17 protein-coding genes and 1 riboswitch are annotated in these 15,384 nt (G+C 60.5%); of the genes, 11 read left to right on the top strand and 6 right to left on the bottom strand.

What is annotated here, in order from left to right; translation table 11 throughout:
• Positions 1–205 precede the first annotated feature (205 nt).
• Positions 206–316, top strand: a riboswitch (guanidine-I (ykkC/yxkD leader).
• Between the two features lie 95 nt (positions 317–411).
• The 6 genes from E4662_RS07620 to E4662_RS24030 all read left to right on the top strand — a co-directional run bounded on the left by E4662_RS07620 (position 412) and on the right by E4662_RS24030 (position 5,102).
• Positions 412–1,479 carry a putative urea ABC transporter substrate-binding protein gene (locus tag E4662_RS07620; RefSeq protein ID WP_136440932.1) on the top strand — a complete coding sequence of 356 codons (1,068 nt, stop codon included), beginning with the start codon at positions 412–414 and terminating at the stop codon, positions 1,477–1,479.
• A gap of 63 nt (positions 1,480–1,542) precedes the next feature.
• Positions 1,543–2,355 carry an ABC transporter permease gene (locus E4662_RS07615; RefSeq protein ID WP_136440931.1) on the top strand — a complete coding sequence of 271 codons (813 nt, stop codon included), beginning with the start codon at positions 1,543–1,545 and terminating at the stop codon, positions 2,353–2,355.
• Complete coding sequence (locus E4662_RS07610) at positions 2,352–3,119, top strand: ABC transporter ATP-binding protein (RefSeq protein WP_136440930.1); 768 nt, start codon at positions 2,352–2,354, stop codon at positions 3,117–3,119. Before E4662_RS07615 ends, E4662_RS07610 begins: the two co-directional genes overlap by 4 nt.
• 98 nt (positions 3,120–3,217) lie before the next feature.
• Positions 3,218–4,489, top strand: a complete 1,272-nt coding sequence (locus tag E4662_RS07605) for an agmatinase family protein (RefSeq protein ID WP_206080269.1) — start codon at positions 3,218–3,220, stop codon at positions 4,487–4,489.
• The gene (locus E4662_RS07600) at positions 4,489–4,950 is read left to right on the top strand and encodes a hypothetical protein (protein WP_136440929.1); all 462 of its coding nucleotides are present in this window, start codon (positions 4,489–4,491) and stop codon (positions 4,948–4,950) included. Before E4662_RS07605 ends, E4662_RS07600 begins: the two co-directional genes overlap by 1 nt.
• Positions 4,947–5,102 carry a hypothetical protein gene (locus tag E4662_RS24030; protein WP_168797922.1) on the top strand — a complete coding sequence of 52 codons (156 nt, stop codon included), beginning with the start codon at positions 4,947–4,949 and terminating at the stop codon, positions 5,100–5,102. Before E4662_RS07600 ends, E4662_RS24030 begins: the two co-directional genes overlap by 4 nt.
• A 35-nt stretch (positions 5,103–5,137) precedes the next feature.
• On the opposite strand, the gene E4662_RS07595 is transcribed toward E4662_RS24030, so the two are convergent.
• Positions 5,138–6,874: a SulP family inorganic anion transporter gene (locus E4662_RS07595; protein WP_136440928.1), complete on the bottom strand. Its 1,737-nt coding sequence runs from the start codon at positions 6,872–6,874 to the stop codon at positions 5,138–5,140.
• Positions 6,875–7,189: 315 nt separating this feature from the next.
• Positions 7,190–8,386, bottom strand: a complete 1,197-nt coding sequence (locus E4662_RS07590) for an ROK family transcriptional regulator (RefSeq protein ID WP_136441051.1) — start codon at positions 8,384–8,386, stop codon at positions 7,190–7,192.
• 200 nt (positions 8,387–8,586) lie between these two features.
• Here E4662_RS07590 and E4662_RS07585 point away from each other — a divergent pair, with 200 nt between their 5' ends.
• The 4 genes from E4662_RS07585 to E4662_RS07570 all read left to right on the top strand — a co-directional run bounded on the left by E4662_RS07585 (position 8,587) and on the right by E4662_RS07570 (position 12,197).
• Positions 8,587–9,597 (top strand): substrate-binding domain-containing protein, encoded by a 1,011-nt coding sequence (locus E4662_RS07585; RefSeq protein ID WP_206080268.1) that lies wholly within the window; start codon positions 8,587–8,589, stop codon positions 9,595–9,597.
• Positions 9,598–9,703: 106 nt separating this feature from the next.
• A complete protein-coding gene (locus E4662_RS07580; protein ID WP_136440926.1) occupies positions 9,704–10,780 on the top strand; it encodes an ABC transporter permease in 1,077 nt (358 codons plus the stop codon).
• Positions 10,756–11,562, top strand: coding sequence for an ATP-binding cassette domain-containing protein (locus E4662_RS07575; protein ID WP_206080267.1), 807 nt, complete (start codon positions 10,756–10,758; stop codon positions 11,560–11,562). The genes E4662_RS07580 and E4662_RS07575 overlap by 25 nt, the downstream gene beginning before the upstream one ends.
• The gene (locus E4662_RS07570) at positions 11,559–12,197 is read left to right on the top strand and encodes a nucleoside/nucleotide kinase family protein (RefSeq protein ID WP_240705141.1); all 639 of its coding nucleotides are present in this window, start codon (positions 11,559–11,561) and stop codon (positions 12,195–12,197) included. Before E4662_RS07575 ends, E4662_RS07570 begins: the two co-directional genes overlap by 4 nt.
• Positions 12,198–12,308: 111 nt before the next feature.
• Here the strand turns inward: E4662_RS07570 and E4662_RS07565 are convergent, their stop codons facing one another.
• The 4 genes from E4662_RS07565 to E4662_RS07550 form a co-directional block, all read right to left on the bottom strand.
• Positions 12,309–12,779, bottom strand: coding sequence for a cupin domain-containing protein (locus tag E4662_RS07565; protein ID WP_136440925.1), 471 nt, complete (start codon positions 12,777–12,779; stop codon positions 12,309–12,311).
• Between the two features lie 177 nt (positions 12,780–12,956).
• Entirely contained in the window at positions 12,957–13,472 is a 516-nt protein-coding gene (locus E4662_RS07560) for a MarR family winged helix-turn-helix transcriptional regulator (protein ID WP_136440924.1), read from the bottom strand.
• A gap of 115 nt (positions 13,473–13,587) precedes the next feature.
• Positions 13,588–13,893: a DUF1330 domain-containing protein gene (locus tag E4662_RS07555; protein WP_136440923.1), complete on the bottom strand. Its 306-nt coding sequence runs from the start codon at positions 13,891–13,893 to the stop codon at positions 13,588–13,590.
• 123 nt (positions 13,894–14,016) lie between these two features.
• On the bottom strand, positions 14,017–14,937 hold the full coding sequence (locus tag E4662_RS07550) for a LysR family transcriptional regulator (RefSeq protein ID WP_136440922.1): 921 nt from the start codon (positions 14,935–14,937) through the stop codon (positions 14,017–14,019).
• Between the two features lie 137 nt (positions 14,938–15,074).
• Here E4662_RS07550 and E4662_RS07545 point away from each other — a divergent pair, with 137 nt between their 5' ends.
• On the top strand, positions 15,075–15,377 hold the full coding sequence (locus E4662_RS07545) for a DUF1330 domain-containing protein (RefSeq protein ID WP_136440921.1): 303 nt from the start codon (positions 15,075–15,077) through the stop codon (positions 15,375–15,377).
• Positions 15,378–15,384: the final 7 nt, after the last annotated feature.

Here is a 15,384-nt window from a genome sequence, read left to right as displayed (position 1 = left end):
CTGTCCGGGTGCCTTGGGTAAGGACACGAGTTGTGACCTCGGTCGCGACGACGAGACGGCGATTTTGGCCGTCAGCCACCTGAGCGCTGGCTGAAAAATGGGCGATTGCCGAAAATTCTGCCCATTTTTCCATCACGCTCGGCCGCACGACGGCAAATGGTTATCGAAACCTTGCTGAATGCACCGGCTCGCCCCTCTGCTGGAAGGGCAGGGTGCTTAGGGTTCCGTTGTCTTTTCAAGGCAGGTCTGGTCCGAGAAGCGCCACCGGCCCGGCAAATTCCGGGAAGGCACACGGCGGGGCAAAATCCCGGGAGGTTACTGCGCAGGTTTTGTCCGCGCCCGATCTCATTGTTCCGCCAGCGGACCGAAAACCGACCATGACTTCGGCGGGACGTGAAAACGGGGAACGACATGAAACTCAAAACTCTGATGTCCGCAACCGCGCTGGCCGCGGGCGTTCTCACCATGGCTGCCGCACCTATTGCTGCGCAGGAAAAAACCGAATTCAAACTGGCTTGGTCCATTTACGTGGGCTGGATGCCCTGGGGCTATCTCGAAGACAGCGGCATCATGGACAAATGGGCCGAAAAGTACGGCATCGATGTCGAGATTGTTCAGTTCAATGACTACGTGGAATCGATCAACCAATACACCGCGGGAGCTTTTGACGGGGTGTCGGCCACCAATATGGACACGCTCTCCATCCCCTCTGGAGGCGGCGTGGATACGACGGCCTTGATCATCGGAGACTATTCCAACGGCAACGATGCGGTGATCGCCAAGGGCGCAAGCAGCCTCGAAGACCTGAAAGGCAAGCCGGTCAATCTGGTGGAGCTTTCCGTCTCGCATTACCTGCTGGCGCGCGGGTTGGATACGGTTGGGCTTGAAGAGGCGGATCTGGAATCCGTCATCAACACTTCCGACGCGGACATGATCGCGGCTTATGCCACGGATGATGTGCAAGCGGTGGTGACATGGAACCCGCTGGTGTCTGAAATTCTCGGCTCCAACCCGGACGCGGTGAACCTCTTTGACAGCTCGAAAATCCCCGGCGAAATCCTCGATTTGATGGTGGTGAACACCGAAACGCTGGAGGCCAACCCGAACTTTGGCAAGGCGGTGGCCGGCGCGTGGTACGAGGTCATGGGGCTGATGGCCGCCGGTGACGAAGCCGCCCTGACCGCGATGGCCGAAGCCTCTGGCACGGATCTGGCTGGCTACAAGGCCCAGATGGCCGCGACCGAGATGTTCTTTGACCCCGCCGACGCGGTGGCGCAGGCCAGCTCCGAAGCCCTGCCGGGCACCATGACCAGCGTGGCCGAGTTCCTCTTTGACAAGGGTATCCTTGGCGAAGGCGCGCCCAGCGCGGATTTTGTCGGCGTTGCCTATCCGGACGGATCCATCAGCGGTTCGGAGGCGAACGTGAAGTTCCGCTTTGACACCACCTACATGCAAATGGCCGCCGACGGCGCGCTGTAAGTCATTGGTTTGGTGGCGGTTCCATCGCCGCCAAACGCCTTTTGGTTTGAGGACGCTTCTGCCATGCGACTGATCAACCACATTCCGGCCCGGCCCGGTGCCATCATCCTGGCGGCCCTGCCCTTTGTCCTGATTTTCGTGGCCTATTCGGTGGCTTCCGACTTCCGGCTGACTGCGAACCCGCAGGACAAGTTGCTGCCCGCACCGTCAACGATAGCGGAGACGGCCGAGCGGCTGTTCACGACCCCGGACAAACGGTCCAAGGAAATTCTGCTTTGGAATGATACGCTTGCCAGCCTTGCGCGGCTGAGCGGGGGCGTGGCCATATCGGCGGCGCTGTCGCTTGTGCTGGGGCTTGCGATTGGCTTGTTGCCCTACGCGCGCTCGCTGTTTTCCGGCTTTATCGCGGTCCTCTCCATGGTGCCGCCCCTCGCTCTTTTGCCGATCCTGTTCATCGTGTTTGGCCTTGGCGAAGTGTCCAAGGTGGTGCTGATCGTCATCGGCATCACGCCCTTCATGACACGGGATCTGGCGCAGCGGGTCATGGAAATCCCGAAAGAACAGATCGTCAAGGCGCAGACACTCGGTGCGTCCAGCTGGGTGATCGCGCAGCGGGTTGCGCTGCCGCAGGTTCTGCCGCGCCTGATCTCCAACGTTCGCCTGTCGCTCGGCTCTGCCTGGCTGTTCCTGATCGCTGCGGAGGCGGTGGCTTCGGACGTGGGGCTGGGTTATCGGATCTTCCTTGTGCGCCGGTATCTGGCCATGGATGTGATCCTGACCTACGTCATCTGGATCACGCTTCTGGCCTTTGTGATCGACTGGCTGCTCAAGAGCCTTTCGCGCCGCGCCTTCCCGTGGATGGAGGCCGGGCTATGAGTTTTGTAAGCGTCACAAACGTCTGGCAGCGTTACGGAAACCGTTCAATCCTTGAGCGTGTGAACACCACCGTCGCCGAAGGCGAGTTCATCTCGATCGTGGGGGCTTCGGGCTGCGGCAAATCCACCTTCCTGCGGATGTTGCTGGCCGAGGAGCGCCCCTACAAAGGCGCGATCAGCATCGACGGTGGCGAAACGGCGGTGGAGCCGAACCGGGAGCGCGGTGTGGTGTTCCAGAAATACTCTGTCTTCCCGCACCTCACCGTGCGTGAGAACCTGATCGCGGCGGAAAGCTTTGAAAAGCCGTTTGGCCGCCTGCGCGGCGCGGCCCGCAAAGCGGCCGAGAGCCGGGCCGATGCCACGTTGGAGCGGATCGGGTTGAACCACGTCTCCGGCCAGTATCCGGCCTCACTATCGGGCGGCATGCAGCAGCGCCTTGCCATCGGGCAAGCGATGACGGCCAAGCCGCGCATCTTGCTGCTGGATGAGCCGTTCGGCGCTCTGGACCCAGGTACCCGGCTGCAAATGCATGATTTCCTTCTCGAACTTCGGGACGAGACCAACATGACCGTTTTCATGGTCACCCATGATCTGGACGAGGCCTTCAAGCTCGGGGATCGGGTTCTGGTTTTCGACAAACCCCGTTGGGACCCGGACGACCCGGGGCTGCACGGCGCGACGATCACCTATGATTTCGATGCGCGAAACAAGGGCATGCCGTTTCAGGACATCCTCGATCAATACCCGTCGCTTGCGCGGGACTGACCCCAACCTCGCCTGCGCCCCCGGGCTCCGCAGGTGAGGGTCATCAAAGCTCGGAAGACCCCCGCAATCAGCGGGATACTGAATTGGGAGAGAATACCGTGTTCACGGAACCGAAACGGAGACAGTCGCACAATCCTGCGGATCTGCGGGACCGGCTGGCGCAGCGCGAGAAGCGCAATCACCACCCGGATCTGAGCAAACTGGCTGGCTGGAAAGCCATGCAGAAGGAGGCCGATCTGCCTGAAGGTCGCTGGGACGAAGAACGTCGCTGGGCCCTGCGCATGGGGCTGACCGGGGCGGACAGCATCGAGGACAAGTCCATCCCGACCTTCGCGCGTGGGGAGCTGCCGCATTTCGCTGGGATCAACACCTTCCTGAAGGCCCCCTACACGGAGGATGTTCTGGAGGTCGCCAACTACGACGCCACCGTGCTGGGCATCCCCTTTGACGGCGGCACCACGTACCGGCCCGGCACACGCTTTGGCCCGCAGGGGGTGCGCAAGATCTCGGCGCTTTATACGCCCTATAACTATGAAATCGGTGTTGATCTGCGCGAGCAGATGACGCTGTGTGATGCAGGTGACGTGTTCACCATTCCAGCCAATATCGAAAAGTCATTCGATCAGATCAGCCGGGCGGTGTCTCACGTTTTCTCAAGCGGCTCGCTGCCGATCATGATTGGTGGGGATCACTCCATAGGCTTTCCCTGCGTGCGCGGCATTGCTGAATGCACGTCGAAGAAGATCGGCATTGTGCATTTTGACCGCCACGCAGACATCCAGGAAAAGGATCTGGACGAGCGGATGCACACCACGCCGTGGTTCCACTCAACCAACCTGCCCAATGTCCCGGCCAGGAACCTTGTCCAGATCGGCATCGGCGGCTGGCAGGTCCCGCGCGAGGCGGTGAAGGTCGCGCGCGAACGCGAGACCAACATCATCACCATGGGCGACATGGAAAAGATGGGCGTCGACAAGACCATCGAGATGGCGCTGGAGATGGCCTGGGATGGGGTGGACATGGTTTACATGTCCTTTGACATCGACAGCATCGACTGCGGGTTTGTCCCCGGCACCGGCTGGCCAGAACCGGGTGGCTTCCTGCCGCGTGAGGCGTTGGCGCTGGCCTCGGGCATTGCCGCCGAAGGGATTTGCGGCATGGAGCTGGTCGAGGTCTCGCCGCCTTATGACACCTCTGATATCACCGCCCTGATGGGCACTCGCGTGATTGTGGATGTACTCGGGGCGCTGGTGTCCAATGGCAAGCTCGGCGCACACAAGAAGTTCATCGACAAACCGGTGGCGACGCCGCATGGCGCATTCGAAGGCAAACGCTGGTCCAATGACGGCCCGCACAAGGTGGGCGTCTGATGCCGCACGATCATTCCCACCATCACCACCACGATCATGACCACGACCATGCCCACCACGGGCATGGCCATAACCACGCCCACGGCGAGCATCTGCACAGCCACATGCATCACGAAGACGAGGCGGCGGATCTGCAGGTTCTTGCCACGCAGTTCATCGATGGTTTTTTGCAGGCAGCGGACAAGACGAGCTACCTCAAACTTGCCGGTGTGCCGTTTGAGCGCCCGTCCAAGGACGGCGCAAAGGCTTTGAAGCTGATTGATGTGGAGCTGAAAACGGACTGGCAGGTGGGGACCGCCTCGCCGTCCTTCGGCTCGCCCGAACTCAGCTACCTGCCGTTTCCCGGCCAGATGGTTCAGGAGCGTACCAACATGTCGCTGGTCTACGTGTCGATGACCGAGAAATCCATGCTCGACATCCGCGACTTTCTTCAACACCGCAAACAGGAGATCGAAACATGAAAACCACCCTTCTTGCTCTTGCTGGACTCGCCTCAGCCACACCTGCGTTGGCCCATGCGGATGGCAGTTTCCACAGTCACGGGGCCGAAGCGTTTCTTGTGCTCGCGGCGGCCGCCGCGGTCGGCGTCTGGTTTCACTTTTCCAACAAGTAAACCTTGGGTGAGGCGCAGACTTTGCGCCTCACTTGCTACGCTTGTGCCGGGGTTTGACGCTCAGCGCAGGCGGCGCCGGGTTTGTCGGCGCATTCCGTGAATACCCGTTTCAAACAACCCGCGCAGTCCGCGTTCGGGACCGATGCGATCGCATGTGAGATCGCTTCCCGTTTGGAATGGAAGAGGTTTTCTTCTCCAAGAAGCGCCATCGTTCCGAACCGCTCCAGCGCTGTAATCAAACTCGGGTACAAGGCAACGATGAAAACCTGTCCGCCATGCCGCCTTGTGCGCCGAATGTGTTGGTTCAGAAAGTCCGCACCGGCCAGATCCACGGTCTGGATGCCTTGTAAGATCAGTACAGAGATATTCCGGCTTGGGCGATCTTGACTGATTTTGGCGAAGTCTCTTTCCAGCTCGTCCACAGAGCCGAAAAAGATCTGCCCTTGAATCCGGCGTATCGAAATCCTGGGGCATTGCGGGAGATCGTTGTGCTCGGCATTGCGCAGTCGCTGCACCCCGTTGACCATCATCGGGGCCGTCACCCCGACAAAAGGGTGAGAGCTGGCGTAGAGGAAGAAGACAAGCGACAGGACCACGCCAACAACAATAGCGTATTCCAGATCAACAATGACGCCGACGAGGAAGGTCGCCACAAGGATCGCGGTTTCGCTGCTGCTTTGCAGGATATGGCCAATCTCGGAAATCTTGATCAGCCGCCAGGCCACGTAGAGGATGATCCCCGCCATCGCGGGAACCGGAATATAGACCACCAGAGGCGCAAGGAGCAGGAGCAGAAGGAACAACCATGCTGCGGCAAAAATGGCGGACATGGGGGTTTGCGCCCCGGATTCCGCGTTCAGACCAGAGCGCGTGAAAGAGCCCGACCCCGCATAACAACTCAGAAAACCGCCAAAGGTGTTCGAAAGGCCCTGGCCAACGATCTCCTGGTTTGAATCGTATTTTTCCTCTCGCCGCGTTGCGAAGGCGCGACCAATGGAAATCGCTTCCAGCAAGCCGACCACTGCAATGGCGATGGCCCCAGGTATGAGTTCGACGATTTGCCCAATGGTCGGCGCAGGCACATGGAAGGATGGCAGAACAGACGACAAGGCGGAGAACATCGCAATGCCGTTCTCTTCGGCCTGCAGCAAGTGTCCGGCTCCCGCGCCAACCGCCAGTGCCACGAGATACGCCGGCAGGTGTCGTGACAGGCGTTGGCAGAGGACAATGCTGAAAAGAGTGACAAAGGCGATGATGCAAGCGGTCGGATTGATGTGGTCGATCTGTTCGCCGATCCGCAGAAGGCGTTGGATCACGCTGCCACCGCGTTCAACCTCCACTCCGAGGGCCGGGCCAAGCTGTGAGCAGGCGATCAGGAGCGCCGCAGCGGCGGTAAAGCCGACGATGACCGAGTGCGAAATGAATGAAATCAAACCGCCAAGTCGGGCCACACCAGCCGCAACCTGTAGCATGCCGATCATGATGGTCAGCGTTAAAGCGAGCACGATATAGAGCTGGCTTTCCGGCGGTGCAATCGGGCTGAGGGTTGCAAACATCAGCGCGGAAATTGCGGTGGTCGGCCCGGACACCATGACCATCGAAGATCCCCAGAACCCGGCGACGATGGCCGTGATCATCGCGGTGAAGAGCCCGTACTCCGGCGGAAGGCCAGCCACCAAGGCAAAGGCGACGCCTTGTGGCATGACGATTGCAGCATTGGTCAGGGCGGCCATGGCATCCGCGCGCACCGTCTGGCGCGTGACTTGTCTCATCCACGGGCGGGACAGAGAGAACAGGTGAGCCTGGCCGCGAACCACTTGCTTGAAATCGAAGAATGAACTTCCCTGGAGGTTTGTCGTCAAATGCGTTCGTCCCAAGTGCGAATCTCGCGGCCATCGCTATCAGCCCGGGCAAGGCGGTCAAGTGGTCGGACGGCTCTAAGGAATAAAGGAGCACCGGTTCCGGAGAATTCCGCGATTGCTCTTGGTAAACGCGCCGATTAGCCAAGCGGCTTTGAACGTGCGAAGTACATTGCCCACATCTGATCGAGAACGAGCCGCCGGTGGTGCGCAAGCCAACTACATGGATCAAATACCGGACAGGCCAGCGTTCGTATCGAGGAAAAACTGCGAAAAGATCGGGCTGCTTGCGGCGCCAATGGCCCGGGCGTTTTCGCCCACCGCACCGGCCTCGACCTTCGGTTCGATCAACCCGCGTTTGTCTTGATTGACGAGGTAACGGCGGATGCGTTCGACCAGTTGGTTGCGAACCGCCTCGGGGAACGCGCCATCGATCAACACCGCCTCGAAATCGATCACCGAGCAGATCGACAGGGACGCCTTGGCCAGTTCCTGTGCGGTGGTCCCGATCCACGGCTCCACATGGCGCGCAAACGAACTCCAGTCCTGGGGCTTGCGCCACATGATCTCGGGATCCATCCCGGCGTCAACCAGCCGCGCCTCTAGCAGGTGCAGCGAAGCGGTGTCGATGAGCTGCTGGCTCTCGCCCAATGGGCCGGTTGTGCGCATGGAACCAAGCGCCCCGGCATTGCCCTGGTTGCCCTCGAACACGGTGCCGTTCAAGGCCACGCCACCGCCGACAAAGGAGCCGATGAAGAAGTAAGCGTAGTCGCGAAACTCCTTCCCGCGCCCGTACAATTGTTCGGCATGGCACGCGGCGGTGGCGTCATTGACCACGGATACGGGCAGCGTGCTGAACCGGGCGACTTCAGCGGCGAAGTTCACGTCTTTCCAGGATCGGAAGCGTTCTGCTGCGCGCCCTGTCAGATCATGCCATTTCCAAAGCTCGAATGGAGTCCCGATCCCGATCCCACACACGCGCTTTTGTGCCTCCGCATCCAGACCATCTGCGAGATTTTCCAACCCGTCGCGCAGAAAGCCAAAGACCGCATCCGGCATGGGATATTCATAGGTTGTCTGAATCTGTTCCCGAACCGTCCCGGTGAAATCCAGCAGCAGCAGATCGGCGCTGCGCCGCCCAATTTTCAGCCCGACGGAAAACGCCCCGTCAGGGTTCAGCTCCATCGGGACAGACGGCTTGCCCACCTTGCCACGCACGGGCGCACCCTTGCGGATCAGCCGGTCTTCTTCGAGCCGTTTGAGGATGGTGGACACCGTGGGGCGCGAAAGCCCGGTCAGGCGCGCGAGATCGGCACCGGCAGCGGGGCTGCGCGCCAGAAGCGACAGGATCAGCCGCGCGTTGTGATCGCGCACCCCGCGCTGGTTCACCCCGGCGCCGCGCTCTGTAATCTCTGCCCCATCCATATGGCCAAGCATAAAACGCCCTCCTGTCAAAGGGAAGATAGCGTCAAACTATTAGTTAGTAAAGTTTACAAACATATTGACAGGGCCAATGGAATCAGGCTTTTTAAGCGTCATCACCTGTTTCGGGGCTGTCCGGGCAGGCGAGCGGCGGGAAAGGAGCCCGCCACGGGACAATCAAACGATTTCCATGGGAGGACATCATGAAGACCCTTTTCACCACAACGGTTCTGGCCTCGGTTGCCATGGCGGGGGCCGCCTTTGCCGAAACCAACGCCTGCCTGATCACCAAGACGGACACGAACCCGTTTTTCGTGAAGATGAAGGAAGGCGCGACGGCTGCGGCCGAAGCCAACGGCATCGAGCTGGCGACCTTCGCGGGCAAATATGACGGCGACGTCGAGACCCAGGTTGCGGCGGTCGAAACCTGCATCGCTTCTGGGGCCAAGGGCATCCTGATTACCCCAACCGACAGCCGCGCGCTGGTGCCGGTTGTCAGCCAGGCCCGCGAGGCCGGGGCGCTGGTCATTGCCTTGGACACACAATTCGAACCGGCAGACGCGGCAGACGCAACCTTTGCCACCGACAACTTCAAGGCGGGTGTGCTGATCGGCCAATGGGCCAAGGCCAAGCTGGGTTCGGAAGCGGCCAATGCCAAGATCGCCCTGCTGGACCTGAACGCCTCCGAGGTTTCCGTCGATTACCAGCGTGACGGCGGCTTCCTGCATGGCTTTGGAATCGACATCAAGGATCCGACAGACATCGGGGACGAGGATGACCCGCGCATCGTCGGCCATGACGTGACGGATGGCTCGCCGGACGGCGGTCGCCGCGCAATGGAGAACCTGTTGCAGATCGATCCGGACATCAACCTCGTCTACACCATCAACGAACCTGCCGCCGCCGGGGCTTATGAGGCGCTCAAGAGCTTTGGCAAGGAGGAGGGCGTGCTGATCGTCTCCGTCGATGGCGGCTGCCCGGGGGTAAAGGACATCGGGGCCGGTGTGATCGGAGCCACCTCCATGCAGTTCCCGCTGCTGATGGCCTCCAAAGGCATCGAAGCGATCAAGACCTTCGCGGAAACCGGGGAGAAGCCGGTCAATTCCGACGGTCTCGATTTCTACAACACCGGGGTGCAGCTGATCACCGATGCGCCGGTGGACGGGGTTCCGTCGATCACCTCCGCCGAAGGGCTGGAGAAGTGCTGGGGCTGATGCCTTCTGCGGCCGGGGCGGCACCCGCCCCGGCCATTTTCCGTCCCATCTCAAACCTTTGACCTGCACCGGTGCCGCGACCTAGAGTTGCGGCAGGGAGGACGCCATGTCTGATACGCCATCCGCCAAGGGACAGGAGTTCGAACGAACTCTGGACCAGAGCGCAAAAGAGGTCGCCCGTTTCAAACGCGACCGCCACAGCCCGCTGGAGCGCATCCAGCACGTGCTTCACAACAACCCGACCCTTGTCCCCGTGATCGTGCTGGCCATCAGCGTGATCGCCTTTGGCCTCATCGCAGGCGGGCGGTTCTTCTCGGCCTTCAACCTGTCTTTGATCCTTCAGCAGGTGTCGATCATCGGCATTCTGGCTGCGGCGCAGTCGCTGATCATCATCACCGCAGGCATTGATCTCTCGGTCGCCGCGATCATGGTTCTGATGTCGGTGATCATGGGCAACCTTGCGGTGTTTGCCGGGGTGCCCAGCCCTCTGGCCATCCTGATCGGATTGGGGGGCGGTGTCGGCGCCGGCATGATGAATGGCTGGCTGATCACCCGGATCAAGCTACCGCCGTTCATCACCACGCTTGGGACCTGGTCGATTTTCTATGCGCTGCTGCTCTGGCTGTCCGGCGCCCAGTCGATCCGTGGTCAGGATATCGACGCCAACGCGCCGTTTCTGAAATTCTTCGGCTTTGCCTTCAACATCGGCGGCGCGCGGATCACGCTCAGCGCCATCCTCATGATCGTGGTGTTTGTCGTGTTGTGGTACATGCTGAACAAAACCGCCTGGGGCCGTCATGTCTATGCCATCGGCGATGACAAGGACGCCGCCGAAATGTCCGGCATCCGCACGGATCGCACTCTGATGTCGGTCTATGGTCTGTCGGGTCTTGTCTGTGCGCTGGCCGGCTGGGCGTCGATTGGCCGGGTTGGCTCAATTTCGCCGCAAAGTTTTTACGAAGGCAATCTCGACAGCATCACCGCCGTGGTGATCGGGGGCATCTCGCTTTTCGGCGGACGCGGCTCGATCATGGGGGCGCTGTTTGGCGCTCTGATCGTGGGCGTGTTCCGCTCCGGCCTGCGTCTCTCTGGCGTTGACGTGCTGTGGCAGGTCTTTGCCATCGGCTGGCTCATCATCATCGCTGTCGCAATTGACCAATGGATCCGGAGGGTTTCCGCATGAGTTCCGACATGACACCGGTCGTACAGGCCCGAGGCATCGTGAAACGCTATGGCCATGTCACCGCCATCGACCAGTCCGATTTCGAATTGCGTCCCGGAGAAATCCTTGCCGTGATCGGCGACAACGGCGCGGGCAAAAGCTCTATCGTCAAGGCGATCTGTGGCGCGACCATCCCGGACGAGGGCGAGATCCTGATCGAAGGCAAGCCGGTGAATTTCACTTCGCCCATCGAAGCCCGGGAAATGGGGATCGAGATCGTCTATCAGAATCTCGCTCTGTCCCCCGCGCTTTCGATTGCCGACAACATGTTCACCGGACGCGAGCTGCGCAAACCCGGTTGGATGGGCAAGTACCTGCGTCTGCTCGACAAACCGGCGATGGAGAAGTTCGCCCGTGACAAACTGACCGAACTGGGGCTGATGACCGTGCAGTCGATCAAGCAGCCAGTTGAAACGTTGTCAGGGGGGCAGCGTCAGGGCGTTGCCGTGGCCCGTGCCGCCGCCTTTGCCACAAAGTTCATCATCATGGACGAGCCGACGGCGGCGCTTGGGGTCAAGGAAAGCCGCAAGGTGCTGGAGCTGATCCAGGACGTGCGCGCCCGTGGCATCCCGATCATCCTGATCAGCCACAACATGCCGCATGTTTTCGAAGTCGCGGACCGGATCCACATCCATCGGCTGGGCAAACGCCTGTGCACCATTGATCCCAAGGATTACACCATGTCCGACGCGGTCGCTTTCATGACCGGTGCCAAGGAACCGCCCGCGCAGGACGCCGCGTGACCGGCGCAGGCATTGCCGAAGCGGCGGCGCTGCAGGACCAGATCCTGGCAGCGCCTCGCAAGGGCAGACGGCGGCTGGTGGCTCTTGCCGGGCCCCCGGCCTCCGGCAAATCCACCCTCGCCGAAGAACTGGCGTTGCGTCTGACCCGCGCAGGCTGTCAGGCGCAGGTGGTGCCGATGGACGGCTTTCATCTCGACAACCGCATCCTGAGCGCGCGCGGCATGTTGGAGCGAAAAGGCGCGCCCGAGACGTTTGACGTCTCCGGCCTCACCCGGCTGGTCGGCGCGCTCGCGCAGGAAGAGCAGGTCTTCTTCCCGCTGTTTGACAGGGCACGCGATTTGGCCATCGCCGGGGCCGGTCTGGTCGGCCCCGCTTGCGATACCGTGGTCATCGAAGGCAACTACCTGCTGCACGACGCGCCGGGTTGGCGCGATCTGGCGGCGTACTGGGACTTCACCATCGCGCTGGAGGTTCCCCCAGAAGTTTTGCGCAAACGATTGATTGCCCGGTGGTTATCTTATGGGCTGACACAAGAGCAGGCGGTCAACCGCGCGCAGGGTAACGATTTGCCCAACGCGGATACGGTCTCGGCCTCGTTGCGCTTTGCCAACGTCGTCTTACCCTTCGGCATATAGCAGGCTAAGGCTTCCGGGAGGCCGAGCACGCCGGTTTCCTGCGCTGCAAGGGCCCCGTCCGCTGGACGGAAAAAGGGCGCCGATTTCCCGGCGCCCTCGTGTGTCATTGTATCAGGTGTGGAAGGTTTTGCCACCGAACTGAACGCCCAGTTCGACCGGCAGCGGCGCGTTCGCGCTTTCCTTCTTGAGCTCGACGGCGCAGAAAACCATGGTTGTGGTGCCGACGTTCTCGAGATTGTGCAGAGCAAACTCGCCTTCCTTGACGTCATAAAAATGCGTCAGCCCGGCCTCGTAATTGCTCTCGTAAGTCGTGCCGTCATAGGTGCGCTGCAGGAAGCGGCCGGGCGTGAGGGCGGTCCAGAAGTAGGTCAGGATATGGCGGTGCACCGGCATACGCTCACCCGGCTCCAGCGACATGTGCCAGACGCGCACGCTGTCATTCTCGAAAACCAGGTTGGTGCCGATGCGGCCGGACATTTCGTTGTCTTTGAACTCCTGCTTGATCTCGTCGGACCAGCCGTCGAAGCCTTCGGTTGCAAGTTCGCCGGAGCGGAAGTCGTCTGCGTATTCTTTTTCAGACATTTGTATCTCCTCCCAAGAGATGATGGTTGTGCGCGTTTCCGTGTCGCCCCGTTCGGGGTGATGGGGGGAGAAAATAGCATTCACATTGCTAAGTCAATATGGAATATTGCTATGGCAATGTGGAGAGCCGAGGCGAACTAACCCGCGCGCGTTTAGGCTGCCGCACGCGGTAGCCAGTTAGCCGTCTTCGCTCAAGCCTTCGCTGGCGATCTTTTCAAGCTTTTCGGAGTTTTCTGACAGCCGGTGCAGCAGCGACAGCAGCTGGAACACTTCGGCCTTGCTGAACCCGGCAAGAATGGCCGCCTCGCGCGCGTCGGTCATTTCGCTGATCCGATCATGTAGATCGGCGCCGTCCTGTGTCAGGTGCCAGCAACGATACGAGGGGTGTCGGGGGTGCGGTTCGCTTAGCACAAGGCCATTGGTCTCCATTCGCCGCAACGTTCGGCTGATGGCGCCCAGGTCCAGCCCCATGATTTCGTTGATGCGTGCGCCTGTTGAGCCAGGCTCGTTCCCGATAACGACAAGAAGGCGAAACTCGGAAATGCCAATTCCGAACCATTTTCTGTAACCCGCTGAACCGGTGGAGTTAATTCTGTTTCCGACGAAGTGAACCTGCGTCAGGACAGAGGTCTCCATGTCAAGGCGACGCTTCGGGGTCGCGGTTGGAGGGGTGGTTTTGTCACTTTTTTCCATAGGCAATTACCGACCCCCATTTTCGCAAAAGGTCAATAGTTATGGAGATTTCTCCGGCAACCGTTGCTGTGCCGGTGGTGGCCGAACCCACTGGCAAAAGGTTCGGCCCGGTGGCTCAGGCGGCACTGGGATCCCAGGAATCCGCGAGCATCGCGACGCCATCGACGGAATCGGTACGCAGCTTGATGATCGCCTGATAGGCATCCGAGTTGTACCACTTCAGTGCCTGTTCGCGGCTCTCGAAGCGCAGAATCACAAGGCGGTCGTAGGGAGTGTCGCCCTCCACGACGTCCACCCCCTGATGCACCACCAGGATCTCCGGATTGAATTCCTTCAGGCATTCAACAGCCTTGGGCAGGTAGTCATTATTCAGGGTCTCCGAGTCGAGAACCTTGTGATTGAAAACGAAATAGGCAGACATTTTTCCTCCTCCTTATGTCATGTCCTGCCGCCATTTGGGCGAACATTGCCGGCAACCTAAGGGGGTTCATATTGTTTCGTCAATATGAGTTTGCGTGCTGAGGTGTGCCAGGGGGCGAAGGGATCAGCCTTGTGGGGCCTTTGGTATCCATGGCGGGTTGCGCCCGATTTCGCTCAGGAGGAAGTCGAGAAACACCCGCACCTTGATCGAAAGCACGTTGGTTTTCGGATAGATCAGCCACAGGATGGAGCCGTCTTCGATGCGGTAGTCCGGTAAAACCCGGCACAACGTCCCGGCGCGCAACTCCTGATGCACGCTCCAAAGCGAATTGTAGGAAATCCCCGCTCCGGCCAGCGTGGCCAGTTTCTGGCTGATGCCATCGTCCACGGTCAAGCGGCATCGCCCGGCCTTTGGGTCAAAGCTGGCCTGCGCGCCGTTGGGGCCCATCAGGGGCCGGGCGCCATGATCCCGAAAGGCGATCAATTGATGGCGGCTCAGGTCTTCTGGCTGCTCCGGCACGCCGAAAGCCTCAAGGTACTCCGGCGCGGCACATAAGATCCGCGTGTCATCCGCCAGCTTGCGCCCTTTGAAGCTTGTGTCATCCAGCGGCGTGTTGCGCAGCGCAAGATCAAAGCTGCCTTCGATCAGGTCAAAGCGCGAATCCGACAGGCGCAGATCCAGATCAACATCGGGATACTGTTTCAGAAACTTGGGCAGGATCGGCGCGATGTAGAGCTGGGCAAAGGTGCTGGACGCCGCGAACCGCAAGGTGCCCCGAGGCCGCGCGCTGCCGCGCCCCATCGCCGCCTTGGCCGCGTCTTCCTGGGCAAGGATTTCGCGCGCGAAGGGCAGGAATTCTTCGCCCTCAACGGACAGAGACACTTTGCGGGTCGAGCGGTGCAGCAGGTCCGCCCCAAACTCATGTTCCAGCTTGGCCAAGCGCGCGCTCGACGCTGCCGGTGCAAAGCCCAGCTCGCGCCCGGCGGCGCTGATATTCAGGCGCTCCGCCGCCAACACAAAAAGCCGCAGGCTGAGCGTATCCATCCGCGCACTCCTTCCAGATTATATCGCAAAATTGAATTCTGAAGAAAAAATTCTGCCATTTTTATCGTATCTGCAAGGGGTATGTTGCGGTCAGACCCCGGGAGCGGGGCCTAGGACATCACATGAGGAAACACCAAATGAGCTACTATTCGGTTCTTGCCGTCACGCCCACTTCCGAGGATTGGATCCCCGACTACATCGGCCCGGCCAACAAACTGGTTGCGCAATACGGCGGCAAATACCTTGCCCGCACCTCGAGCCACGAGCAGGTCGAAGGCGCAGACGCCCCCGCCGCGCTGCGGATCGTTATCGAGTGGCCGAGCCGCGAGGCCGCGCTCGATTTCATGAAAGACGCCGAATACGCGCCGCACCTGAAAGCCCGGACCGCCGGCTCCGACAGCTTTCACTTCCTGATCGAAGGCAAGGACGACCTGGCTTGAACAGAGT

Origin of the sequence: Pacificoceanicola onchidii, from assembly GCF_004804335.1 — a bacterium.
GTDB classification, from domain to species: Bacteria; Pseudomonadota; Alphaproteobacteria; order Rhodobacterales; family Rhodobacteraceae; genus Pacificoceanicola; species Pacificoceanicola onchidii.
The sequence above is the reverse complement of the archived record's forward strand: the minus strand, read 5'-3'. Positions and strand labels throughout refer to the sequence as shown.

Coding starts and splice junctions, on each gene's coding strand:
- E4662_RS07620 (WP_136440932.1), top strand. CDS start 412: ATGAAACTCAAAACTCTGATGTCCGCAACCGCGCTGGCCGCGGGCGTT.
- E4662_RS07615 (WP_136440931.1), top strand. CDS start 1,543: ATGCGACTGATCAACCACATTCCGGCCCGGCCCGGTGCCATCATCCTG.
- E4662_RS07610 (WP_136440930.1), top strand. CDS start 2,352: ATGAGTTTTGTAAGCGTCACAAACGTCTGGCAGCGTTACGGAAACCGT.
- E4662_RS07600 (WP_136440929.1), top strand. CDS start 4,489: ATGCCGCACGATCATTCCCACCATCACCACCACGATCATGACCACGAC.
- E4662_RS24030 (WP_168797922.1), top strand. CDS start 4,947: ATGAAAACCACCCTTCTTGCTCTTGCTGGACTCGCCTCAGCCACACCT.
- E4662_RS07595 (WP_136440928.1), bottom strand. CDS start 6,874: ATGAGACAAGTCACGCGCCAGACGGTGCGCGCGGATGCCATGGCCGCC.
- E4662_RS07590 (WP_136441051.1), bottom strand. CDS start 8,386: ATGGATGGGGCAGAGATTACAGAGCGCGGCGCCGGGGTGAACCAGCGC.
- E4662_RS07585 (WP_206080268.1), top strand. CDS start 8,587: ATGAAGACCCTTTTCACCACAACGGTTCTGGCCTCGGTTGCCATGGCG.
- E4662_RS07580 (WP_136440926.1), top strand. CDS start 9,704: ATGTCTGATACGCCATCCGCCAAGGGACAGGAGTTCGAACGAACTCTG.
- E4662_RS07575 (WP_206080267.1), top strand. CDS start 10,756: ATGGATCCGGAGGGTTTCCGCATGAGTTCCGACATGACACCGGTCGTA.
- E4662_RS07565 (WP_136440925.1), bottom strand. CDS start 12,779: ATGTCTGAAAAAGAATACGCAGACGACTTCCGCTCCGGCGAACTTGCA.
- E4662_RS07560 (WP_136440924.1), bottom strand. CDS start 13,472: ATGGAAAAAAGTGACAAAACCACCCCTCCAACCGCGACCCCGAAGCGT.
- E4662_RS07555 (WP_136440923.1), bottom strand. CDS start 13,893: ATGTCTGCCTATTTCGTTTTCAATCACAAGGTTCTCGACTCGGAGACC.
- E4662_RS07550 (WP_136440922.1), bottom strand. CDS start 14,937: ATGGATACGCTCAGCCTGCGGCTTTTTGTGTTGGCGGCGGAGCGCCTG.
- E4662_RS07545 (WP_136440921.1), top strand. CDS start 15,075: ATGAGCTACTATTCGGTTCTTGCCGTCACGCCCACTTCCGAGGATTGG.